Origin of the sequence: Proteus sp. G2675 (assembly GCF_963886535.1) — a bacterium.
Classification (GTDB): Bacteria; Pseudomonadota; Gammaproteobacteria; order Enterobacterales; family Enterobacteriaceae; genus Proteus; species Proteus mirabilis.
Genome location: NZ_CAWPCB010000036.1, coordinates 109,634 through 132,199, shown reverse-complemented (window position 1 = coordinate 132,199; position 22,566 = coordinate 109,634). Strand labels below are relative to the sequence as shown.

The window sequence follows — 22,566 nt, the reverse complement described above, 5'->3', positions numbered from 1 at the left end:
ATTGAGTAATAAGGCCAATAAATTTATTGCTATCAAACAGGCTAAATAATAACATTTAGTTATTATTGGCTTTTTATTGAGATTAATACTGGAAAATAGCTACAATTAATCGTCATTTTTATTGATCAGTAATTGCAGTGTTCGCTCTGTTGACTATTAAAATAGTTAAATAAAATTTATTTATCTGTTTGAGGCATTATCTGTAAAACGGTTTATTTACGTCTTATTTTTCTCTAGAATATCTTATTCCATTTTGATCCTATTGAACTAAGCCCATTTTCTATACCTATCCTGATTTGCACTCAGGGGAGTAAGGCTTAGTTGAATAGCTATTTCTGATTTCAGCTCAGTCAATGCTGAATAATGCAGTTGATAAAAGGTAATTTCCACTTATGACTTATGCATTGGAGTTAACCGAGTTAACGAAAACTTACCATAATGGTGTCAAAGCGCTTAAAGGAATTAATTTAACCGTAGAAGCGGGGGATTTTTATGCGCTATTAGGCCCTAATGGTGCAGGAAAATCGACCACCATAGGGATTATCAGCTCTTTGGTGAATAAGAGCAGTGGTAAAGTCAAAGTATTTGGCTATGACACTGATACCGATATGGTTAATGCTAAAAGACAACTCGGATTAGTGCCACAAGAATTCAATTTCAACCCTTTTGAAACCGTATTACAAATTGTCCTTAATCAGGCTGGCTACTATGGTGTACCACGAAAAGTGGCATTAGAGCGTGCAAAAACATATTTAACCCAATTAGATTTATGGGAGAAAAAAGATGATAGAGCACGTTTTTTATCTGGGGGAATGAAACGGCGTTTAATGATTGCGCGTGCATTAATGCATGAGCCTAAATTGCTGATCCTCGATGAGCCAACGGCGGGAGTAGATATTGAATTACGTCGTTCAATGTGGACGTTTTTACAACATTTAAATGCACAGGGTACCACTATTATATTAACCACACATTATCTTGAAGAAGCAGAAATGCTGTGTCGGAATATTGGTATTATTCAGCGTGGTGAACTGGTTGAAAACACCAGTATGAAAGGTTTATTAAGTAAATTAGAGTCTGAAACCTTTATTTTAGACTTAGCGGCAAAAAGTCCGTTACCTGAATTACAAAATTACCAATATCGTTTAGTCGATACATCAACACTAGAAGTTGATGTGAAAAGAGAGCAAGGATTGAATGGGGTTTTTGCTCAGCTCAATGCACAAGGTATTCAAGTTTTAAGTATGCGTAATAAAGCTAACCGCCTTGAAGAGTTATTTGTGCATTTAGTTAATGAAGATCATACAGAAACAGAAAAAGGAGAGAGGGAATGATTCAGTTGTATTGGGTAGCCCTCAAGACGATTTGGATTAAAGAAGTGACCCGTTTTGGTCGTATCTGGGTACAAACTTTAATTCCTCCTGTTATCACGATGTCGCTCTATTTTGTTATTTTCGGTAACTTAATTGGTAAGCGTATTGGTGATATGGGCGGTGTTGATTATATGCAGTTTATTGTTCCCGGCTTGATTATGATGGCGGTGATCACAAACTCATATGCTAATGTCTCCTCTTCATTTTTTGGCGCTAAATTCCAACGTAGTATTGAAGAATTATTAGTATCGCCAGTACCGACCCATGTTGTTATTGCCGGATTTGTGGGTGGTGGTGTCGCCCGTGGTATTTGTGTTGGGATATTGGTCACTCTGGTTTCACTATTTTTTGTACCACTAGAGATACACTCTTGGACAATGGTTGTGGTGACATTATTAATGACCTCGATTGTTTTTTCTCTCGCAGGATTGTTGAATGCCATTTTTGCGAAAACCTTTGATGATATTAGTATTATTCCCACCTTTGTTTTAACGCCATTAACTTATTTAGGTGGTGTGTTTTATTCACTCTCCTTATTACCAGCATTTTGGCAAGGTGTTTCTAAATTAAACCCGATTGTTTATATGATAAGCGGTTTCCGTTATGGTTTTTTAGGGATCACTGATGTGTCATTAACGGTGACAATCACGGTACTATGCCTGTTTATTGCCGTGTTTTATATCGTAGCCTGGTACTTAATTGAAAAAGGTCGCGGTTTAAGAAGCTAATCTACAAATTAGTGTTTAAGGTAATAAAAATTAAAATCGGTGTCTGCAACAACAGATGCCGATTTTTTTTAGCTAAATTTCATTCAGTTATGTTAAATTTTATTTAAATTTGTCTTTTGCTATTAACAAGTCTAATTTCTTTGTTTAGTATACTAAACAAATAACTTTGGGATGGTAAAGGATAGAAGCATGGCAGTGGCAAGCGAAACAGCAAAAGAACCAACGGTACTTTCTCGTCGTAAATTGTTATGTATTGCCGGAATGGGGTGGACTTTCGATGCAATGGATGTGGGGCTTCTCGCCTTTTTATTAACGGCGTTAAAAGAAGATTGGGGATTAACAGCAGCGCAATTAGGTTGGATTGGCAGTATTAATTCTATCGGTATGGCCGTAGGCGCTTTTGTCTTTGGCATTATGGCCGATAGAAAAGGTCGTAAACCGGTATTTATCTTAACGTTGCTGCTATTTAGCCTTGGTTGCGGTTTAACTGCATTAGCAAGCTCCTTAATGGTGGTATTAATTTTACGCTTTTTTATTGGTATGGGCTTAGGCGGAGAATTACCCGTTGCTTCTACATTGGTGAGTGAAAGTGTTAAAGCTCATGAGCGTGGTCGTATTGTTGTTTTATTAGAGAGTTTTTGGGCGGTAGGGTGGTTAATTGCCGCGTTAATAGCGTATTTTATTATTCCTGATTATGGCTGGCGTATGGCTATGTTATTGAGCGCACTACCCGCAGTTTATGCACTCTATTTGCGTTCAAAGTTACCAGAACCCAGTTCCACGCAGTTATTATTACAAAATCGTTTATCTCTTCGCCAATCAATGGCATTGATTTGGTCACCTCAATATCGCCGTTCAACACTGATGTTGTGGGTATTATGGTTTTGTGTGGTGTTCTCTTATTATGGCATTTTTTTATGGCTACCGAGTGTCGCAATGTTAAAAGGCTTTAGTTTAATTAAAAGCTTTCAATATGTGTTGATCATGACACTCGCTCAGTTACCGGGCTATTTTACCGCAGCATGGTTTATTGAACGTTATGGTCGTAAATTTGTGTTAATCACCTATTTAGCAGGTACTGCGATTAGTGCTTACTATTTTAGCGTAGCCGATTCCACAACCACACTATTAGTGTTTGGTATGTTGTTATCATTTTTTAATTTAGGTGCGTGGGGGGCTTTATATGCCTATACCCCAGAACAATATCCTGATGGTATACGAGCTACAGGCGCTGGAACGGCGACGGCAATAGGCCGTATTGGCGGAATATTAGGGCCACTGATGGTAGGCTATTTAGTGCAATATCAATTTGAAATAAGCACTATTTTTCTTATTTTTAGCCTTTCCATTGTGATAGCGATACTAGCGGTTATGTTATTAGGTAAAGAAACCAAAAATAGACCACTTAATTCCATTTAATCACTTTTTTATGACTAAAAATACAGAACGTCTCCTTTCTTGTTATATGATAGCTAATAAGTATTTTATAGGAAAAGAGGAATAATTATGTCTCATTATGAGGAAGTGATTAAGCAGGTTGATGAGGCCATTGCCAGTGCTAGCATACAAACGATGAATGAATTGCTGGTGGAATTAGGTAAAGATAACACAATAGCTTTTGCTCAGCGTTATGAACAGCAAGAGCGTCTACGCACGGCTATTTTTCATCATGGTGAAAAACAGCGCTAAGCAACCTTATAATGATAGAATAATCAAAAAGCGTTTATTTCATGTATTTATTCCATAATAATGGATAAACGCTTTTGTTTTAATCTGTTGGTTTAAAAAGTCTTTTTTCCTTCGAGCACTGCTATTCTATTTTCAATCGAAGGATGGGTTGAAAAAAGAGAGTCTCCCTTATTAAAAATAAAGGCTGCTTTGCGATATGCTCGTCCTGTAGAGCCATCTTCAAAATTTTCAGTTTCGTGTTGTGTTGCAATTTTCTTTAGTGCATTGATCATTGATTGATTATCTTGGGTGAGATCAACCGCTGCCGCATCTGCCATATATTCACGTGTCCGCGATAAATAGAAATAGAGCACTTGAGTAATAATGGGTAAAACAACGTTGAGTACAATTAAAATCAATCGTGCTTTACTGGCGGCATCATTACTTTTACCACCACGGTTACCAGAGGCTATATATAAGCGGCTACCAAAGATATTTGTTACCGTTAAAATAACATTTGCTAAAATACCCACATACAGCGTTAAACGGGTATCACCATGAATAATATGACCTGTTTCATGGGCTAATACGGCTTGTATTTCTTGGCGATTAAGTTGATTTAATAACCCACGAGTGACACCAATAAAGGCATTTTTTTCAGACCAGCCGGCAGCAAAGGCATTGGCTTCTGGTGTATCTAAAATATAAAGCTTAGGGATATAACCCAAAGTCGCACTTAAACTAAGCTCTTCCACAATATTTAATAATTGTCGCTCTTGGGCATTTAATGGCTCTTCAGGATTAATTAGTCGTGCTTTCATGCCCGTCAACATGATTTTATGCCCTTTAAAGTGAACAATAACCAGCAACACAATTGAAATGGCAACAATAATCAATGAAGCAATAGGCAGTGATTGGAATGTCAGAAATGCCAGCATATTATCAATTAAACTTAAATGAGGATTGGCACCTATCGCGCTATCAACTAATAAGCCGATCATTAGCATTAATAGTAAATAGGTGACTATCACAAACCGAGTGCGAATGGCATTTTTTCGCAGTACATTTCTGAAATCCATTTATTATTCTCCAATAATATCTACCGTATTATTTTATGTATAAGCTATGGTGCGTGGTGTTAATCAAAGTTAATACGGCGCGCTTCTTCTGATTTAATCGCTGTTTCATCAAGACGCCAGTATTCTTTATTAATCACGAGACTTGGAAAAATCTTCACAATAAATACCGCAGGGATAGAGGCGATAAACGCACGATATTGCTCTAAGGTACGGTTATAGCCACGTTTAGCAAAAGAGAGTTTATTTTCTGTTGAGACAATCTCTTCTTGTAAATTAGCCATGATAGTATCTGATTTTAGTTCAGGATAGTTTTCAACAGCGACATTAATCGCACCACTTGAAACAATTTTTGATAGCTCATCTTCTGCCGCTTTTGCTTCTTGGTTATTGCTACTTTGTGTTTTAGCTCTTAATTCGGTGATTTTAGTAAAAACATCGGCTTCATGACTAAGATATTTTTTTACTGTAGCTAATAAGCTATCAAACACTTTACCACGACGGTCGAGTTGTACCGATATTTCTGTTTCACTTGAGATAACCGCTTCACGCATAGAGATAATACGGTTGTAATAATAAAAAATAAGACCCAATAACGCGATGGTAATAATTAATCCAGTCATGTGAAGCGCTCTCTTTTCTAATAATAAACAGGGAATTTAGCTAACTCATTGATGTTAATTTTGCCTATTATTAGTCAAGATAGCTAGATGATTATTTCATCAAAGAGAAAAAGAATATTGATATGTCACTTAATATCTTAAAAAGAATGTTGTTTGAAGTATAAAAAAGCCCCAAATAAATTTGGGGCAAAATAAATAGGACTCATGTTAGGGAAAATAAAAATTAAAACCAAGGTGATTGGGACATCACATTGCCATAAAATAGCATTCTGCCGGCGATTTCACCGCTAAAAAGGATAAAAATAGTAATAATTGATATTAAAGCCTTTGTAAACAAAGAGCTACGAGATAGTGTGATAATAACACATCCTATTATTAAACTGGCGATGACTTGCCACCATAACAATAAGCTCGCTACGTTAGCACCTGAAATTTGAACTCGTATTACTAATCCCATCAATACTAACAGTAAGCCGATAAAAGCACCGAAATGCAATGTATGAATGGTTTTTTTACCTTGCAACTGTAACCAAGGAATAACAGAGCCAAAACCCAATAATAGGGCCGTACCAATAAAACTTATTTGTGTTGCGGGGGTATGCCATAACGCATGTGTTTGCATTTGATAATAAATTTGTGCTGTTATTAAAATAACGGGTAAGCCAATAAGGCCACAGAACAGACCTAGTAGGCTATTACGGCGTATTTTATTTGGTTGTAGCCAACTTGCTAATGCCCAGAGGGAAATTAAACCGTTTAACATAACAAAGGCAATAGCTTCACGACTTAACCATGAGTGAGCAATACCAAGTACTGAGCGATAAGCGCCGAGAGGATCGCCTAGGTGTCCCATTGACATAGAAGAACCAATTACTTCAATTAACCAAATAAGGGCAATCGTTGTACGTAACGCTTTGGGGCTTAACATGGCGGAGTTTTGTGTTTGCCATTGATAAAGAGATAAGGCAAGTACGGCACCGATCCCCCATTGACTCATTACGGTGAATAGAACCAAAGGCATTTGATAATCATGCATGGTTAATCCTCCATACCAATAATGACAATATTAGGATGACTGATGGTATGATCAGGAACCCCATAACGTTTTTCTAATAATGCCCAATTTGTGATATGTTTTTGGAGCAAATCTTCAATTTCGCCAAACTCAATGGCACCAGTTGGACAAGATTCAACACAGCGAGGTTTTAAGCCTTCGTCTATTCTATCGGCACACATATTACATTTACTGGTCTTCCCTTCTACAGGATCGTAAACCGGCGCATTATAAGGGCATGCCATAATGCACATTTGGCAACCAATACATTTGTCATGATCCTGTATCACAATCCCATCAGCTCGCTTAGTATAAGTATCGGCAGGGCATACTTTTAAGCATTGTGGATCGTCACAATGATTACAGGACATAGTGATAAAAGCTTGCGCATTGGGCAGATCTTCATTGAATTCGCGTACTCTACGCCACAAGACTCCTGGAGGGGTAACATTTTCTGATTTACAAGCCATCGAACAAGTGCGACAGCCATAACAATCTTTACTATTAATCAGAAAACCATACTGTTTTTTAGCCATGATTATGCCTCCCGTCTCACATTAACTAGGGTACTGTTACAACAATGACCATTACCTAAAGGTTCAACATGGTCATTTGTTACATGGCTACTACTCCCCCCTTGTTGTTCCCACCAACCATTATCAAGAGAAACAACACCTTGTTTTATGTGTGTGGTGACAACGGCTATTGCTCTATGTTCACCTCTATCATTAAAAGCAAACACCCAATCACCATTGTTTATTCCACGAGATAACGCATCATTAGGATGTATTAAAATATTGGGTTGATTACGCTGTACTTCTAAAATCCATTCATTCATCCCATGGCTTGAATGAACACTACGTGCTAGCTTACGTTGCACAGCCATTAACGGATATTTTTTTGCTAATTCAGGGGAGCCTGTTGTCGATTCCTTTACTGGATAATAAGTGACTATAGGGGAGTAGTTTTTATCTTGCCATTCTTCAATAAAGAAATGTGCTTTTTGGGTTGATGTACGAAATATTCCGTCTTTAAATGGGATCCAATCACCTTCTACTGGCCGTACAGGCCCTTTTTCTAGCATTTCCCGCGTAATCCCCGATCCCGCGAGGCAAGTATCAATATAGTGCTCAATAGGTTGATTAAATACGTCACCGAAACCAAAGCGTTCAGCAAGACGGGCAAAAATCCAATAATCAGGCTTTGCTTCTCCTGGTGGTTCAACGGCTTTTTCCATTAATTGAACATATTGGCTACGCACACCGGCCATTAAACTTGTATCTTCAAAAATGGTTGTCACTGGAAGTACTAAGTCGGCATAAAGCGCTGTTGATGACATTAAATTATCGGCTACAACAACAAAAGGAACTTTTTTTAGCGCCTTACGTACCATATTGGTATTGGGTAATTGTGTCATCACCCCCATCGTCATGATCCACCAGAAATTAATCGGGTGGGGTCTTTCGTTGACTATCCATTCACCCACTTTTGCAACAGGAATAGGATTAATGGGTTTAACATTTGGTGCAGGGGGAATAATAGGATTAAATTTTGCCATCTGACGCACACCACCGGCATCACAAATACCCGCGCCTTTCTTACCAATATTGCCGGTTAATAGAGCAAGATAAAACTGGCTTGCTGCAACATAGGCACCAAATTCAGTGCGTTGTGCGCCAGACATATTTTGTACAATCATTGCAGGCTTTATTGTCGCGTAGTCTCGAGCTAAACGAATAATAGTCTCTTGTGGAATATCTGTTTCTTTACTGGTTTTTTCGATAGTCCAGGGTTTAGCTTGCCAATAGATTTGTTCAAAAACGGTGGTGTAATTTATTTTATTTGGCAGTTCATCATGAGTTAACGCCGGTACAATATTGGGGGTATCATGGCGAACAATTTGCTGAGTTAGGGTATCAAAGACTAAATAGCTATCTTTATCATTAGCTGAATCACGTAGTAGTTTTTGTTGTTCATCGACTAAATACACCGCTCCGGTATGGGCACGCAAAAAAGGTTTATCTGTAAGATTTTCTTCAATGATTAATTTGATCATTCCTAATGCAAGGGCGGTATCGGTACCCGGAATAATGGGGATCCACTCATCAGCTTTGGCTGCGGTTTCATTAAAACGCGGATCAATGACTACCATTCTGGCACCATTACGGCGAGCCTGATTATAATTTTTAAAGTAGGCGTGCATAGTTACTGCTGGGTTATTGCCCCAACATAGAATATAACGGCTATCTTTTACCGTATCACGCGTATCTGCATAGCGTAGGCCAACCATAGGGATCATAGCTGCAGTAACCGCAGAGCAACATAAAGAGCCGGCTTGTTTTGTAGAACCGCCTAAATAGTCGAAAAAGGCTTTACCCATATCGTTTTTGATGGAATCCATATTTCCAGCGTGAGTAGAAATAAAAAGCCCTTCGTTGCCATATTTATCGATAGTTTCTCGAATATTTTTTTCGATAAGATCTAAAGCGTCATTCCAGCTAATAGGTTTAAACTCAGCCTTACCTTTTTCGCCAACACGTAGCAAAGGTGTAGTGAGTCTATCCTTATGATATACCCATTTAGTTCGGCTAATTCCTCGTAAACAACATTTGACATTAAAGCCTTCTGTAGCTTCAATTTTGATTAGTTTTCCCTGATGAGTAAAAGCGGTTAGGTTACAATGGAGACATTCCATTGCACAGGTGGATTGAAAAGTTTGATATTCAGATAATTTTATCCGAGTTTTCTGGTTAAATATGGGTTTATTTTCATTAGCTAGGCTAAACGCATTAGGGGAAAGAGCTGCCAAACCAATAGCTCCCATTCCTTTTAATAGCGTTCTTCTATCTAATTCCCACTGTTTATTTTTATACATAGGACATTCTCACACATAACAATGTTAACTATATATAAACTCAGTTCATTAATAATAAATTTGAGTTAGATCATTCAAGGATAAATAAAGAAGATAATCAACAGAAAATGATTTATATTCTTATTTTTCATAAAATTTTTAGTGTGAATAACTATAAAAATGAATAAAAAAAGAACAAACAAATATCGTCATAAATAAAGATAAATAACGGCTTAGGCGTGGAGAAATAAATGCAGAATTCTCAAGGGGTTAACTCTGTTGATATCGCAGTGACTATTTTAGAGTTTTTAGCATCTCAAGGAGGTGCTGCACGCTCTTCTGAGATAGCTAAGGCATGCTCACTATCAAAAAGTCGTCTACATAAATATTTAGTGTCTCTTTGCCGTAGTGACATGCTCTATCAAGAGAGTGAAGGAGGGCAGTATTGTTTAGGTAGCAAAATTATAATGCTAGCTGAGGCAACACACACAAACCTCTCTTTAGTTGATGAAATTAATCAAAGACTTTGTGAATTTAGAGATGAGCATAATATGTCAACAGGACTTGTTATTGCTCAAGGTAAGAAGCTCTATTTAGTGAGATATAATCGTAGTTTTAAACATGTCGATATTGATTTTCTGCCAAATACACCCGTTCCACATAAATTGAGTGCGGCAGGCGCGACTTATGCAGTCTTTAGTCATTTAGAAATTGATGCTGATTTATCAATACAGCAAAAAAACAGTATACATCAACAAGGTTTTGCTATTCGCCAACAACCCGCTGAAGGTATTCCTGGGGCTCAATCTATTGCATGTCCTGTATTTAATAGGAAAGGTGAAATGGTCGCAGCTGCATTGACCATGGGATTTATTAAACCTGAAAACCAAATAGAATTAGGTAATGCATTAAAAGCAAAAATTCGCCATGTTTTATCTTAATATTGCGAATATTTTTATCAAATACGTTTACTGGAAAAGTAAACGTATTTGAAAATAGCAAAAATTAAGTAAATAGTCCTTTAGCTAATATATCGCTTGCTTGTGTGACGCCGGGTAATACGAAGTAATAACCCCCACCAAAAGGTTTTATATAGCGCTCTAACGGTTCACCATTTAAACGCTTTTGCGTATCAATAAAGCCTTTTTTAAGGTTATTCTGAAATGAGACAAAGACAAGCCCCATATCTAATTGCCCTGACGGTGTTAGCCCTAATGAGTAGCTATAACTGCGACGACGCAGTTTGGCACTATAACGTTCGGGGGTTCTGGGCTCTGCTCGTCTCATATGGGAATCAAAGAGTATCCTGTCGCCATGAGGATCTTGCTCAAATTCAGGTGAGTCCATTTCTTGCTTCATTCCTATCGGCGCGCCTGTTGCACGATGACGACCAAAGTTATTCTCCTGATCTTCAAGAGGTGTTCTATCCCAAAATTCCAAGGCAAAACGAATAAGTCTCACCGCTTGATAGCTACCTCCTAAGCACCACTGCGGTTCATTTTGTTTATCGGTGATCCACACTAAATCATCCATTAAATGAGTGTCAGTGGCAGGGGCATTACCTGTGCCATCTTTAAAACCAAATAAATTAATTGGCGTTTGTTGATTATCAATATCACGAGCAGGTAGAAAACCATCTATTTTCCATCGTGCATGCACTTGCCCAGAAAGATATTTTAAAATATCTCTTAATGCATAAATGATACTTTCTTGACTATTGGCACAAAGCTGAAGTAACAGATCACCGCCACACCATTTAGGATCTAAGCGATCGTTGGGAAAGGGTTTCATTGCTTCAAGGCGTTTGGGTTTATGAGCTTGAAAACCAAACCGATTATCAAAAAAACTATCCCCTAACGCCACTGTGATGGTTAATTCATCAGGGTATAATTGGCTACCTAGAATACCGGATCCTGCGGGGGGAAGGTGAGGATTATGACTTTCTTTAAGTTCACGAGATTGTGTTAAAAAAGCAATCCGCTGTGTTAAGGTTCGGAAAATTTTTTCTACTTCCTCAGGGGTTGTTACTGTTAAATCAAGTGCAATAAATGAAGCATGCTTTTGTTCTGGCGTGATAACCCCAGCTTGATGTTTTCCTAAGTAGTTAATAGCACGTTGATAACGAAGTGTTGGTGAACACTTGCTTTTTTCGATGGCATTTGCGCCCATACTGGCAAGCAGTAAACTACCGCCTAACCATTTTAACGTTGTACGTTTATGGTGGTTAACGGGGATTGTGAGGAGTGATTTAAACAGAGTTTTATTTTTCACCATATGCTTCTTTATAGTAATAATAGACATCAATATTGAGCACGTTACGTAATTGTGCAACTTGCTCCGCTAATTGTGTTATTTGTGCAAAGAGCACTGCTTTCTCACTATCAGAAAGCGTATCTAAAGGCTGGAATAATTCTTCATCTCGCTGATATTTTAAAAATAGTTTGCTAATAGTGTCATACTGTTTGCGTAGTGATTGATATTCCTGAAGTGGAATATGGTTAGATAGAGACTCAATGATTAGGCGTGAACCGTATAAATTGGCATACCCATCCCCCAGATCACTTTTTGCATATTGATTTTCAATACCGGCTAATTTGTCGGTTAAAATCAGCTCTAAACTATCACCTGCAGATTGCACTAATTTAGCAATGGGAATATCTTCAATCGCTAAGCGTTTTTTTAGATCACTAATGCCTCTTAACAGTGCCTTGGCTGACTCGGCTGACGATTGCATATCCTCTAATTTAAAGAGTTGATATTCAACCAAATGAAATCCACTAAAACGGGGCGAGTTTTCTCTTTCAAGAAAGAAATCAGCCCGATTATTTAATAGGCGTTCAGTAGCGCCAAACAATGCAATAATCGGGCGGATCACCTCATAGTGATAATGCGCTTGTTGATAGGCGAGCTGGGCATCAGTCAGTTGATTTTTTTCACTGTTAACAATGACATTTTTTAATGCAGTTTCAACGAAGGTCAACTGATCAACAGCTTTCTGCCGGTAGTTAAGAATATTGGTTGTAAATTTTTCAGGAGTGGGAATATCCCCTTTAGCAACAACAATATTTTCACTATCTTGAGTAATGCCTTGAATGATTTTTTTTGCAGAAACAGAAAAAGAGCATAGCGATATCAATAGCAAGATGACAATATGATCACCTTTCAATAGGGCGCTATTTGGCATGGCGATCCCCTTGTTTAAATAACAGTGCGACCACCAACCAAAACACAATAAAAGTAACAACACTTAAACCAATGGGTTGCGAGCGATAAGCAAAGAATGAAACTAAGAAATTACCAAAAATGCTTGAATCATCCAGAATATGGCTAAGATCCCATAGTGGATAAATCAAAAAGTCAGGTAATTCAATATCCATTTCAATAAGTAGATTAGCTATCTCTTCTACTGCTTTTAATAGCAAGGAAACGGCGAGGAAAAGCAGTAAAAATCCGGTAATAACAAAGAATTTACGCCAAGAAATCATTTTTGATGTTAGCAAAAATAACCATAGAGTTAGTCCAGCTATCAATAGGCCAATGAATACTTCAATCAAGAAAGGTAACGTGGTTTGTGCTGTGAGAGCCATAATATGGCTTGATAGGAAAACAACCACTTCGCTGCCTTCTCTCGCAATGGCAATGGCGATGATCAGTAAAATCCCCCAGACACTTTGTTGTTGCGTTTTTTGTGTCAATTCGTTTTCGATATTGGCTTTTAGTGATTTACCTTGTTTGTTCATCCAATAGACCATCTGAACAATTAATAGGCAGGCAATGATTTCCATCATAACCATAAACAGAGATTGCCAGATATCTTCTAAGGAGCTAAATACCCCATAAATGCTAAGAGCTAAAAGAATAGAGAGTAGTATTCCTACTATTACTCCTCCCCAGAGATATTTCATACCTTGTTTAGGGGTAGGAGAGCGTTTTATCCATGCATAAATGATCCCTACCACCAGCAGAGCTTCAAAACTTTCTCGCCAAACAACAAATAGAACTTGTCCCATATTTATTCAGCCTTTTCAGTCGCAACGATTTCACCTTGAGGGTGAGACAGATGAAAATCATCAAAGAAGGTGTAACGTCCAGGTTTTAGAGGCGCAATCACAACGACAGAACTCGCCCCAGGCGCTAATACTTTTTCTTTACGTAATTGAGTGCTTTCAAATTCAACGGGGCTACTACCAGTATTGCGAATTTTGATCCGTATAGGAGTTTTAGCAGGAACATTTAAAACTCGAGGGATCAGTTCCCCCTCTTTCATTTCTAATTCAACGGTGTATTTTTCTGCGGCTAAAGTAGAGCTTGCTATCATTAATAGCAGTAATAGCGTGTATTGATAGAGATGTTTAATCATTGAAATTTCACTTAACAAAACAGAGGAGATAGCCCTATACACAGGGCTATCAATAATTAAGCTAATTAGTAACTGCCTTTACGACCAGTACCGCTATAGTTAAAATCCCATGACACTTCAAAAGGCTCGAACCAAGCGGCTACCCCCGTCTCTTTGTCGATATGACGACCAAAAACGACATCTTTATTGTAAGAAGGCGGGTAAATTTTATAGGTAACGTTATATTGGCCGTTGCCATCTAATTTTAGGTTTTCACCATAATGAGGACCATCACTGGCGACCATGGCCATAAAAGTTCCCTGCTGTTTTTTCTCCGGTGCATCTAATTTAGTCACGGTATATTCAACAGTGAGATAAGGGATCCAATCACCTTCAGCAAAACCATTCGGATTATCTTCAACAGCATGAATATCTGCTTCTAAATGGATATCAGCTTTATCAGCAGGTAGGTGCTTCATTGCATGATGGCCTTCCTCTGTGTCCATCGTGATAGGTTGTAGATAGACACCTTGAATTTCCATGCCATTTTTAATGATTGGTTGACCTACGGGATACTCAAGAGCGAAGACAGAAGTGGGAATTAATGATAACAACGTGAGAGCACGCACATAACGAGAGTTCATGTTTAATCCTTATGTATTGAATGATAATTGTTATTATTCTTATTAAGATTAACATGATTTATAGCAAAAATAGCAGAAACTTATGTAAGAAAAATATCGTTTAATTTGAAGTGGGAAAGGATAAAAATAAGATTAACTAACTCTTTTTTAAAAGAAAAAATTTTGTTATTAAGAAATGACAGATAAATATACTCAATAAGTTTGCTTTTTAATACTAAGTAAAATCATAGTGTTAAAGAGAATGGATGGAAATCTTATTAACTATCTGACAAAGATAAGCAATCACTGATTTCCATATTAGATCATTAAATTTGACTCTGTGCGCTCCAAAATAGCTTAGATTGGGTGACAGCGCTGGAAGAAGCGATAGGATCTTCATTTAGCGGTGAAGGAAGAAAAGCGGTTGGTGTAACATTTAATTCTTTAGCAATAAGGAAGAGCATATCAACATCAATTTTACATAGCCCATTCTCATAGCGTGAAAATTGCTGTTGGCTAACGCCGACTCTTTCAGCCACTGCTTTAGCGGATAAACGCAAGTGTTGGCGCTGTTGGCGAATTTTATGTCCAATAATTTGAGAAATAGGATAAACTTTTGACATTGGTGACCTCTTTCCTCCTATCAACTACTGATAATATTTCATTAAATATCAATGTTTTTTAAGCTGAATTTTAACGAGCTCAAGCTCTCCTACTTGAATGAGTCAAATTCATACTTTTTGTTATCGGTTAGTTGAGTAAATTATTTATAGTCACAAAATTATTATTGATAATTAATTTTTTATCCTATGTTAAAAAAAATTACTTTGGCAGAATGAAAAACGGCATTTTTTTGATAGAGAGTGCTATATATTGTATAAACGCAATTTTTCTACTTATATAGACTCGCATTTATGATTGAGAAGGAGTAAATAAGAAAGGAGAATAACAAATGATAAACACCTCTTTGACTGATTACACTCAAAAATAGGCGTTATATATTATTTATAACAGACTATTTTTGAGTTTTTTTGTCAGGTCAAATCCGCAATCAGCTTTATGTCATCGAATCAACTCGATTATTTTTACTTTATCTAAATTGATAAATTTACATTCACATCAGATAGACGATAGCGTTAAGATGGTTACTTATAATACATGGTGATTATAAGTATTACAGAGTCATTACCTAATTATCGTCAAGGTCGAGATTATGAATGTAAAAGAGATCATTCGTCATGAACCATTTGGAACATTACTCGGTTATGCACCAGGTGGTGTTGCGATTTACTCTTCAGATTACAGCAGTATAGATAAAGAAGATTATGCCGCCAATGATTCATTCCGTAGTTATATTGGTAATGAGTATATGGGGCATAAGTGGCAATGTGTTGAATTTGCACGCCGTTTTCTCTATTTACATTACGGGGTTGTTTTTACTGATGTGGGAATGGCCTATGAGATCTTCTCGTTACGTTTCTTACGGAGAACGATTGATGACGATATTTTACCCTTGCAAGCTTTTGCAAATGGCAGCAAACAGCCACCGACGGTAGGAGCGTTGCTTATTTGGCAAGAAGGGGGAGAGTTTAAAGTCACCGGTCATGTGGCGGTTATTACCGAAGTATTAGAAGATAAAATCCGTATTGCAGAACAAAATGTGATCCACACTAGGTTACCGCGAGGTCAACAATGGACACGAGAGTTACCGCTTAAAGTGAGTGATAATGGCTATTTTATCGAAGATACCTTTGATAATACCACCTTGCTAGGTTGGATGATCCAAACAGAACCTAATGCCTACAGTTTACCTCAACCTAAAGTTGCCCCTGAATTGTTAGCTATTCATGAGGCCAAATTAGCCAACAAGGGGCAATTTGCTGGAAAATGGCTAGATGAAAGCGATCCGTTAGAAAAAGCCTATGTGCTAGCACAGCACGGTCATACGATTAATCAAGACAGCTATGAATATTTCACCATTTCAGAAAGTGCTGAGCATGAACTTATACGTGCTAGTAATGAAATGCATTTGATGTATTTGCATGCAACGGAAAAAGTGCTGAAAGACGATAATTTACTGCGTTTATTTGCGATCCCTGAAGTGTTATGGCCCCGTATCCGCCTATCATGGCAAAATAGACGTCATCAAATGATCACTGGACGGTTAGATTTTTGTATGGATGAGCGTGGTATCAAGGTGTATGAATATAACGCTGATTCTGCATCTTGTCATACTGAAGCCGGATTAATTATTGAAAAATGGGCTAAACAGGGTGGCATTAAAGCAGGTTATAACCCGGGTGAACGTCTATTAGATGCGTTATCAGATGCTTGGAAACACAGTGATGCGAAGCCATTTGTACATATTCTTCAAGATGATGATAATGAAGAAGATTATCATGCTCGCTTTATGCAACAAGCACTGACTAAAGCCGGTTATAGCAGCAAAATTCTGCGTGGACTAAAAGAGCTGCATTGGAATAGTCGTGGTCAGTTAATTGATGGTGATAAACGTATTGTTGAATGTGTATGGAAAACATGGGCTTGGGAAACCGCGTTAGATCAACTAAGAGAAGAGAGTGAACAACAGTCACTTATTCCTATTCGTATTGGTGATCCGGCGGGAGAAGTTCGTTTAGTTGATGTTCTTTTACGCCCTGAAATCACGGTTTTTGAACCTCTTTGGACTCTTATTCCAAGTAATAAAGCGATATTACCTATTTTGTGGCAACTTTTCCCAGATAATCCTTATCTACTTGATACTGAGTTCACTTTAACCCCACGTTTGTCGCAGAGTGGTTATGCAGTTAAGCCTATTGCTGGGCGCTGTGGTAGTAATATTGGTTTAGTTGATCACCAAGAAAATGTATTAGGTGAAACCAGTGGTCAATTTGAACATCAAGAAAATATTTATCAAGAGTTATGGTGTTTACCAAAAGTGTCTAACCGATATATTCAGGTTTGTACCTTTACGGTAGATGGACATTATGGTGGTTGTTGCTTACGCTCTGATCCGACATTAGTGATAAAAAAAGACAGTGATATTGAGCCATTAATTGTCCTTGAAGATAAACACTTTTTAGCGGATTAATTTCATCACCATCATTTTAATGAGTAAGAGATCGGTTTAGATTAAACCGATCTCTTTGTTATTTTGTCAGATCACATCCCATGTAAGATCTGTTTTTTCAGCCATTGAATAAAAAGCTGTACTTTAGCGTTACTCTTTTCATCGCGGGTAACCAGATAATAGCGTTGTGCACAAAAAAACTCACAATTATCAAAAGGGACTATTAATTCATTATTTGCGAGTTGTTTTTGAATTAAGCGTTTACGCCCCATTGCGACACCGGAATGATTAACGGCAGCAATAACAGCTAAATCAGAGCGATCAAAACAAATATTACTTTTATTTGGAAATAATCCTAATCCCATATATTCACTCCAAGCGCGCCATTCATCAAAATCAGAGTTATTACTCCAAGCTTGTCTATCATGTAACAAAGTACAATTAGCAAGGTGATGGATATTACCTACTAATTCATGGCGAGCAGCATATTCAGGGCTACAAACAGGAATAATTGATTCTGAGATTAAATCTTCACAATAGAGATTTTTCAGGTGTTTATCATCGAAATAGATAGCGAGATCGATACCATAACCACGAAAATTAATATCGTCATTGCCAGTAAGTAAGTTTAATTCAATAGAAGGATAGCGTTGAGTAAAATCAGAAATACGAGGTACAAGCCAACATTGCGCAATAGAAGGGCGAGAATACACCGTTAATACGCCAGATATTTCTTGATTATAGATATCTAAAATCTCTTGATTAATATCTTCAAGTGTTTTTTTCAATGCCCAATAAATACGTTCACCTTCTTCGGTTAATTCAATACGCCGATGAAAGCGATTAAATAGCTTTATCCCTAATTCTTTCTCTAGTGTATTAATACGATGGCTAATCGCGCTAGGCGTCAAGGACAATTCCTCTGCGGCTAAAGCGAATGATAAATGCCGTCCTGTTGCTTCAAAAGTGTGAAGTCGTGCTAATTGATAACTGGATAAGCGCTTATTTCTCAAAATCACGTTAGAAGATCCAAACATTTTTTATTCTCATTTAATTATTATTAGTAACGTAAGGTAATAATCAAGTTAATGTTAAGGTGAAAGATAGCCAAGATGAAATCTAAATGATAAATATTTGTGCATCTGATCACCTATTTGGCTTAATTGAATTCATCTTAGTATCTATTTTCATCATTTGTAAGTGTCGAATGATTAATATTCAATATGTTTAACAATAAATAAAAATTAGGGATTGATCTATGGAACCGACACTATGGGTACTAGGTACTCTGATTATAAGTATCTTGCTCATTGTTTTTACTATAATAAAACTTAAGTTTCATCCATTTTTAGCACTACTACTTGCCAGTTTTTTTGTCGGTATGGCAATGAAAATGAACCCATTAGAAATGGTCAGTGCAATTGAAAATGGGATTGGGGGAACGCTGGGATTTTTAGCCGCCATTATTGGTTTGGGTACTATTCTCGGTAAAATGATGGAAATATCGGGGGCGGCGGAGCGCATCGGTATCACCTTACAAAAATGCCGTTGGTTATCACCGGATGTTATTATGGTATTGGTGGGACTGATTTGTGGTATTACCCTGTTTGTTGAAGTAGGGGTAGTGCTACTTATTCCATTAGCATTCTCTATTGCTAAAAAAACAAACACCTCATTATTAAAACTCGCCATCCCTTTATGTACTGCATTAATGGCCGTGCATTGTATTGTTCCTCCACACCCTGCAGCGCTTTTTGTCACTAATGAGTTAGGGGCCGATATGGGAACGGTGATCGTTGCCGGTCTTGCTGTTGGATTATTAGCCTCATTAGTGGGCGGGCCTCTTTTCTTAAAAGTATTGGGTGAGCGCTTACCTTTTAAAACCGTACCAGAAGCATTTTCTGATATGGAAATTCGTCAAGAAAAAGATTTACCTTCACTTGGGGCGACATTATTTACGGTTTTATTACCTATTGTTCTGATGCTGATTAAGACCGCCGCAGAGCTTAATATGGAAAAAGGCACTTCGGTTTATATTGCATTACAATTTATTGGTAACCCGATTACGGCAATGTTTATTGCTGCTTTTGTTGCTTACTATATTTTAGGTATTCGCCGTAATATGGGCATGAGTACCCTATTGAAAAAAACAGAAGATAGTTTTAGCTCTATTGCCAATATTTTGTTAATTATTGGTGCTGGGGGCGCATTTAACGGCATTTTAAAAGGGAGTGGTTTAAGCGATTCATTGGCGGTGATCCTCTCTAATTTGGATATGCATCCTATTTTATTAGCTTGGCTAGTAGCGATTATTCTGCATGCAGCAGTAGGATCAGCAACGGTTGCTATGATGGGTGCGACCGCTATCGTTGCACCATTAATGCCAATGTATCCAGATATTAGCCCTGAAATTATTACATTGGCAATTGGCTCTGGGGCTATTGGCTGTACGATTGTCACAGACTCCCTATTTTGGTTAGTAAAACAGTATTGTAATGCCACATTAAGCGAAACTTTCCGTTTTTATAGTATCGCGACCTTTATTGCTTCATTTGTGGCATTAGGGGGCACTTTTATGCTTTCTTTTGTCATATAAAAGAGAATGACGATGACCACGATAGATATAAATAAATTAAAAAATGATTATCCACTAGTACGTGATTTAGTGGATTTAAAAGAGGTGGTTTGGTTTAACCCCAATGTTACCTCAACTGACCAGGGACTTCCTTATGTAGGTTTAACGCAAAATGATGTGATGGATGCACAGGCAAGATTACAACGTTTTGCACCTTATTTAATGAAAGCCTTTCCAGAAACCGCATCAACTGAGGGGATCATCGAATCAGCCGTTGTGGATATCCCTCAAATGAAAGGGGCACTAGAAAAGCGCTATAACACCCTTATTGAGGGACAATTGCGTTTGAAAAAGGACAGCCACTTACCTATTTCTGGTTCAATTAAAGCGCGCGGGGGGATTTATGAAGTACTCACTCACGCTGAAAAATTAGCCATAGAGGCTGGGCTTCTGACCACAGAGGATAATTATGAAAAATTATTTTCTGATGAATTCCGCAAATTTTTTAGCCAATACAGTATTGCCGTCGGCTCCACGGGTAACTTAGGAATGTCGATTGGCATTATGAGTGCAAAACTGGGCTTTAGCGTTAGTGTTCATATGTCTGCGGATGCTCGTCAATGGAAAAAAGACAAGCTACGCGCTCATGGTGTTAATGTTGTGGAATATGAGCAAGATTACAGTATTGCGGTTGAACAAGGACGTAAAGAGGCAGAAAAAAATCCTCGTTGTTTCTTTATTGATGATGAAAATTCAAAAACATTATTCTTGGGTTATGCCGTCGCTGGATTACGTTTAAAACATCAATTTGAAACGCTTAATATTCCGGTCGATAGTGAACATCCTCTGTTTGTCTATCTGCCATGTGGTGTAGGCGGAGGGCCTGGTGGTGTTGCTTTTGGGTTAAAACTGGCATTTGGTGATGCAGTACATTGTCTATTTGCTGAGCCAACCCATTCTCCTTGTATGTTACTTGGGGTGTATACCCAGTTACATGATGGTATTTCTGTTCAAGAAGTGGGTATCGACAATATTACTGCAGCTGACGGTTTGGCGGTAGGTAGAGCCTCTGGCTTTGTTGGACGGGCAATGGAGCGTTTGATTGATGGCTATTACACCATTGATGATCAAGAGTTATATAACTTATTGAGCTTGTTAAACAAAGAAGAAGGGATCCAGTTAGAGCCTTCCGCTTTAGCAGGAATGACAGGGGCTATTCATGTTTCTCAAGCTAAAGATTATCTACAAGGTTTATCACTTGATAGTCAAAAAATGCACAATGCGACGCATTTAGTATGGGCGACGGGGGGCGGTATGGTGCCAACTGATGAAATGCAAAAATATCTTGCGCAAGGGGAATAGCAACCATATAACAATAAAACAAATAATAACATTATAAAACAAAAGGATAAGATTATAAGCTTATCTGTAATATCACTTCTGTATTTACACCAGGATGTCACATCAGGGGAAGATGCTGTAGTTTATAACGATAAAAAAAGAGGCACCCATTGGGTGCCTCACTCACTAAAATAAAAGCCATTATTCCAAGATAAACATTCCATAAGGATGGATTTGTAGATAATAGCTATCACCTTCATTAGGTTGAAGTTGGGTTGCATTCACTTGTAATAACAATGTTTGATTTTGCCATGCAACAGTCACCTCATATTGTGGTCCCATATAGGCGACATGGATTATTGTACATTGCTGACAAGCTTCACCTTGTTGAGATAAGGTAATAGCTTCAGGTCTGACACCCACTCGAATTTCGGTTTTATTGCTGTTAAAGTTCTCGGGGCGAGGTAAGCGATAATTAAAAATATCCACATAATCAGCCCCTAGAGTAGCAGGGAAGAGATTGGCATCTCCCATAAAACTTGCCATAAACTCAGAGGCCGGTTGGCGATATAAAGTTTGTGGTGAACCTAATTGCATTATTTTGCCTTTATTCATCACTAACACCATATCGGAAACGGCAAAAGCTTCACTTTGGTCATGGGTAACATACAGGGAGGTGATATTAAACTGTTGTTGTAATTCACGAATTTTCTCCCTCATGCTACGGCGCAAGTTAGCATCCAGATTACTTAATGGCTCATCAAATAACAGCACTTTTGGTTTTAAGATCAAAGCACGAGCTAATGCCACTCGTTGTTGCTGACCGCCTGAAATCTGATCGACAAAACGATCTTCAAATCCTGCTAAATCTACCAAGGCTAGAGCCTCTGCCACTCGCTGTTTGATCTCTGCCTTTGGGCGACCTAACATTTTTAAGCCATAACCAATGTTGTCACCTAAGGACATATGAGGGAACAGGGCGTAAGACTGAAACACCATACAAATATCACGTTGTTGGATTGAGCGATCAGTAACATCTTCACCATCAATAAAAATTTTACCTTCTGTTGGTTTTTCTAATCCAGCTACTAAGCGTAGTACTGTCGTTTTACCGCAACCTGATGGCCCCAATAACGAAACCATTTTTCCTTGAGGAATAGATAAACTGAGAGTGTCAATTACCGTGTTTGTACCAAAACGCTTAACAATATTTTTCAGTTCAACGAAATGTGATTGTGTCAT

At 37.9% G+C, this 22,566-nt stretch carries 21 protein-coding genes; 8 read left to right on the top strand and 13 right to left on the bottom strand.

Going from position 1 to position 22,566, the window contains the following annotated elements:
- Positions 1–392: 392 nt before the first annotated feature.
- From AACQ49_RS11615 to AACQ49_RS11600, 4 genes are all read left to right on the top strand, one after another.
- Positions 393–1,334: an ABC transporter ATP-binding protein gene (locus AACQ49_RS11615; RefSeq protein WP_004245037.1), complete on the top strand. Its 942-nt coding sequence runs from the start codon at positions 393–395 to the stop codon at positions 1,332–1,334.
- Positions 1,331–2,101: an ABC transporter permease gene (locus tag AACQ49_RS11610; RefSeq protein WP_004245036.1), complete on the top strand. Its 771-nt coding sequence runs from the start codon at positions 1,331–1,333 to the stop codon at positions 2,099–2,101. Before AACQ49_RS11615 ends, AACQ49_RS11610 begins: the two co-directional genes overlap by 4 nt.
- 189 nt (positions 2,102–2,290) lie before the next feature.
- Positions 2,291–3,520 (top strand): MFS transporter, encoded by a 1,230-nt coding sequence (locus AACQ49_RS11605; RefSeq protein WP_036894246.1) that lies wholly within the window; start codon positions 2,291–2,293, stop codon positions 3,518–3,520.
- Positions 3,521–3,607: 87 nt separating this feature from the next.
- Positions 3,608–3,790: a DUF2526 family protein gene (locus AACQ49_RS11600; protein WP_004245034.1), complete on the top strand. Its 183-nt coding sequence runs from the start codon at positions 3,608–3,610 to the stop codon at positions 3,788–3,790.
- A 92-nt stretch (positions 3,791–3,882) separates the two neighbouring features.
- Here AACQ49_RS11600 and htpX read toward each other — a convergent pair whose 3' ends face one another.
- The 5 genes from htpX to AACQ49_RS11575 all read right to left on the bottom strand — a co-directional run bounded on the left by htpX (position 3,883) and on the right by AACQ49_RS11575 (position 9,397).
- A complete protein-coding gene (htpX, locus tag AACQ49_RS11595) occupies positions 3,883–4,848 on the bottom strand; it encodes a zinc metalloprotease HtpX (RefSeq protein ID WP_036894248.1) in 966 nt (321 codons plus the stop codon).
- 59 nt (positions 4,849–4,907) lie between these two features.
- Entirely contained in the window at positions 4,908–5,468 is a 561-nt protein-coding gene (locus AACQ49_RS11590) for a LemA family protein (protein WP_004245032.1), read from the bottom strand.
- Positions 5,469–5,691: 223 nt separating this feature from the next.
- Positions 5,692–6,504, bottom strand: coding sequence for a dimethyl sulfoxide reductase anchor subunit family protein (locus AACQ49_RS11585; RefSeq protein WP_004245031.1), 813 nt, complete (start codon positions 6,502–6,504; stop codon positions 5,692–5,694).
- Between the two features lie 2 nt (positions 6,505–6,506).
- The gene (locus tag AACQ49_RS11580) at positions 6,507–7,058 is read right to left on the bottom strand and encodes a 4Fe-4S dicluster domain-containing protein (RefSeq protein ID WP_161779051.1); all 552 of its coding nucleotides are present in this window, start codon (positions 7,056–7,058) and stop codon (positions 6,507–6,509) included.
- Between the two features lie 2 nt (positions 7,059–7,060).
- Entirely contained in the window at positions 7,061–9,397 is a 2,337-nt protein-coding gene (locus AACQ49_RS11575; RefSeq protein ID WP_036894256.1) for a molybdopterin-containing oxidoreductase family protein, read from the bottom strand.
- Between the two features lie 230 nt (positions 9,398–9,627).
- On the opposite strand from AACQ49_RS11575, the gene AACQ49_RS11570 reads away from it, so the two are divergent.
- Entirely contained in the window at positions 9,628–10,317 is a 690-nt protein-coding gene (locus tag AACQ49_RS11570) for a helix-turn-helix domain-containing protein (RefSeq protein ID WP_004245028.1), read from the top strand.
- A 64-nt stretch (positions 10,318–10,381) separates the two neighbouring features.
- Here the strand turns inward: AACQ49_RS11570 and efeB are convergent, their stop codons facing one another.
- The 6 genes from efeB to AACQ49_RS11540 all read right to left on the bottom strand — a co-directional run bounded on the left by efeB (position 10,382) and on the right by AACQ49_RS11540 (position 14,961).
- A complete protein-coding gene (gene efeB, locus AACQ49_RS11565) occupies positions 10,382–11,650 on the bottom strand; it encodes an iron uptake transporter deferrochelatase/peroxidase subunit (protein ID WP_004252520.1) in 1,269 nt (422 codons plus the stop codon).
- Positions 11,637–12,560 carry an EfeM/EfeO family lipoprotein gene (locus AACQ49_RS11560; RefSeq protein ID WP_004245026.1) on the bottom strand — a complete coding sequence of 308 codons (924 nt, stop codon included), beginning with the start codon at positions 12,558–12,560 and terminating at the stop codon, positions 11,637–11,639. The genes efeB and AACQ49_RS11560 overlap by 14 nt, the downstream gene beginning before the upstream one ends.
- Positions 12,550–13,386 (bottom strand): FTR1 family iron permease, encoded by an 837-nt coding sequence (locus tag AACQ49_RS11555; protein WP_074561597.1) that lies wholly within the window; start codon positions 13,384–13,386, stop codon positions 12,550–12,552. The genes AACQ49_RS11560 and AACQ49_RS11555 overlap by 11 nt, the downstream gene beginning before the upstream one ends.
- A 2-nt stretch (positions 13,387–13,388) precedes the next feature.
- Positions 13,389–13,736: a cupredoxin domain-containing protein gene (locus AACQ49_RS11550; RefSeq protein ID WP_004245024.1), complete on the bottom strand. Its 348-nt coding sequence runs from the start codon at positions 13,734–13,736 to the stop codon at positions 13,389–13,391.
- Positions 13,737–13,801: 65 nt separating this feature from the next.
- Positions 13,802–14,359, bottom strand: a complete 558-nt coding sequence (locus AACQ49_RS11545) for an iron transporter (protein WP_004245023.1) — start codon at positions 14,357–14,359, stop codon at positions 13,802–13,804.
- 305 nt (positions 14,360–14,664) lie between these two features.
- Positions 14,665–14,961, bottom strand: a complete 297-nt coding sequence (locus tag AACQ49_RS11540; protein WP_004245017.1) for a helix-turn-helix domain-containing protein — start codon at positions 14,959–14,961, stop codon at positions 14,665–14,667.
- Between the two features lie 590 nt (positions 14,962–15,551).
- On the opposite strand from AACQ49_RS11540, the gene gss reads away from it, so the two are divergent.
- Positions 15,552–17,429, top strand: coding sequence for a bifunctional glutathionylspermidine amidase/synthase (gss, locus tag AACQ49_RS11535; protein ID WP_012367498.1), 1,878 nt, complete (start codon positions 15,552–15,554; stop codon positions 17,427–17,429).
- Positions 17,430–17,500: 71 nt separating this feature from the next.
- Here the strand turns inward: gss and dsdC are convergent, their stop codons facing one another.
- The gene (gene dsdC / locus AACQ49_RS11530; protein ID WP_074561598.1) at positions 17,501–18,445 is read right to left on the bottom strand and encodes a DNA-binding transcriptional regulator DsdC; all 945 of its coding nucleotides are present in this window, start codon (positions 18,443–18,445) and stop codon (positions 17,501–17,503) included.
- A 221-nt stretch (positions 18,446–18,666) separates the two neighbouring features.
- Here dsdC and dsdX point away from each other — a divergent pair, with 221 nt between their 5' ends.
- Entirely contained in the window at positions 18,667–20,004 is a 1,338-nt protein-coding gene (gene dsdX / locus AACQ49_RS11525; protein WP_004245014.1) for a D-serine transporter DsdX, read from the top strand.
- Positions 20,005–20,016: 12 nt separating this feature from the next.
- Positions 20,017–21,345, top strand: a complete 1,329-nt coding sequence (locus AACQ49_RS11520; protein WP_036972071.1) for a D-serine ammonia-lyase — start codon at positions 20,017–20,019, stop codon at positions 21,343–21,345.
- A gap of 180 nt (positions 21,346–21,525) precedes the next feature.
- Here AACQ49_RS11520 and fbpC read toward each other — a convergent pair whose 3' ends face one another.
- Positions 21,526–22,566 carry a ferric ABC transporter ATP-binding protein gene (fbpC, locus tag AACQ49_RS11515; protein ID WP_004245012.1) on the bottom strand — a complete coding sequence of 347 codons (1,041 nt, stop codon included), beginning with the start codon at positions 22,564–22,566 and terminating at the stop codon, positions 21,526–21,528.

Coding starts and splice junctions, on each gene's coding strand:
- AACQ49_RS11615 (WP_004245037.1), top strand. CDS start 393: ATGACTTATGCATTGGAGTTAACCGAGTTAACGAAAACTTACCATAAT.
- AACQ49_RS11610 (WP_004245036.1), top strand. CDS start 1,331: ATGATTCAGTTGTATTGGGTAGCCCTCAAGACGATTTGGATTAAAGAA.
- AACQ49_RS11605 (WP_036894246.1), top strand. CDS start 2,291: ATGGCAGTGGCAAGCGAAACAGCAAAAGAACCAACGGTACTTTCTCGT.
- AACQ49_RS11600 (WP_004245034.1), top strand. CDS start 3,608: ATGTCTCATTATGAGGAAGTGATTAAGCAGGTTGATGAGGCCATTGCC.
- htpX (WP_036894248.1), bottom strand. CDS start 4,848: ATGGATTTCAGAAATGTACTGCGAAAAAATGCCATTCGCACTCGGTTT.
- AACQ49_RS11590 (WP_004245032.1), bottom strand. CDS start 5,468: ATGACTGGATTAATTATTACCATCGCGTTATTGGGTCTTATTTTTTAT.
- AACQ49_RS11585 (WP_004245031.1), bottom strand. CDS start 6,504: ATGCATGATTATCAAATGCCTTTGGTTCTATTCACCGTAATGAGTCAA.
- AACQ49_RS11580 (WP_161779051.1), bottom strand. CDS start 7,058: ATGGCTAAAAAACAGTATGGTTTTCTGATTAATAGTAAAGATTGTTAT.
- AACQ49_RS11575 (WP_036894256.1), bottom strand. CDS start 9,397: ATGTATAAAAATAAACAGTGGGAATTAGATAGAAGAACGCTATTAAAA.
- AACQ49_RS11570 (WP_004245028.1), top strand. CDS start 9,628: ATGCAGAATTCTCAAGGGGTTAACTCTGTTGATATCGCAGTGACTATT.
- efeB (WP_004252520.1), bottom strand. CDS start 11,650: ATGGTGAAAAATAAAACTCTGTTTAAATCACTCCTCACAATCCCCGTT.
- AACQ49_RS11560 (WP_004245026.1), bottom strand. CDS start 12,560: ATGCCAAATAGCGCCCTATTGAAAGGTGATCATATTGTCATCTTGCTA.
- AACQ49_RS11555 (WP_074561597.1), bottom strand. CDS start 13,386: ATGGGACAAGTTCTATTTGTTGTTTGGCGAGAAAGTTTTGAAGCTCTG.
- AACQ49_RS11550 (WP_004245024.1), bottom strand. CDS start 13,736: ATGATTAAACATCTCTATCAATACACGCTATTACTGCTATTAATGATA.
- AACQ49_RS11545 (WP_004245023.1), bottom strand. CDS start 14,359: ATGAACTCTCGTTATGTGCGTGCTCTCACGTTGTTATCATTAATTCCC.
- AACQ49_RS11540 (WP_004245017.1), bottom strand. CDS start 14,961: ATGTCAAAAGTTTATCCTATTTCTCAAATTATTGGACATAAAATTCGC.
- gss (WP_012367498.1), top strand. CDS start 15,552: ATGAATGTAAAAGAGATCATTCGTCATGAACCATTTGGAACATTACTC.
- dsdC (WP_074561598.1), bottom strand. CDS start 18,445: ATGTTTGGATCTTCTAACGTGATTTTGAGAAATAAGCGCTTATCCAGT.
- dsdX (WP_004245014.1), top strand. CDS start 18,667: ATGGAACCGACACTATGGGTACTAGGTACTCTGATTATAAGTATCTTG.
- AACQ49_RS11520 (WP_036972071.1), top strand. CDS start 20,017: ATGACCACGATAGATATAAATAAATTAAAAAATGATTATCCACTAGTA.
- fbpC (WP_004245012.1), bottom strand. CDS start 22,566: ATGACACAATCACATTTCGTTGAACTGAAAAATATTGTTAAGCGTTTT.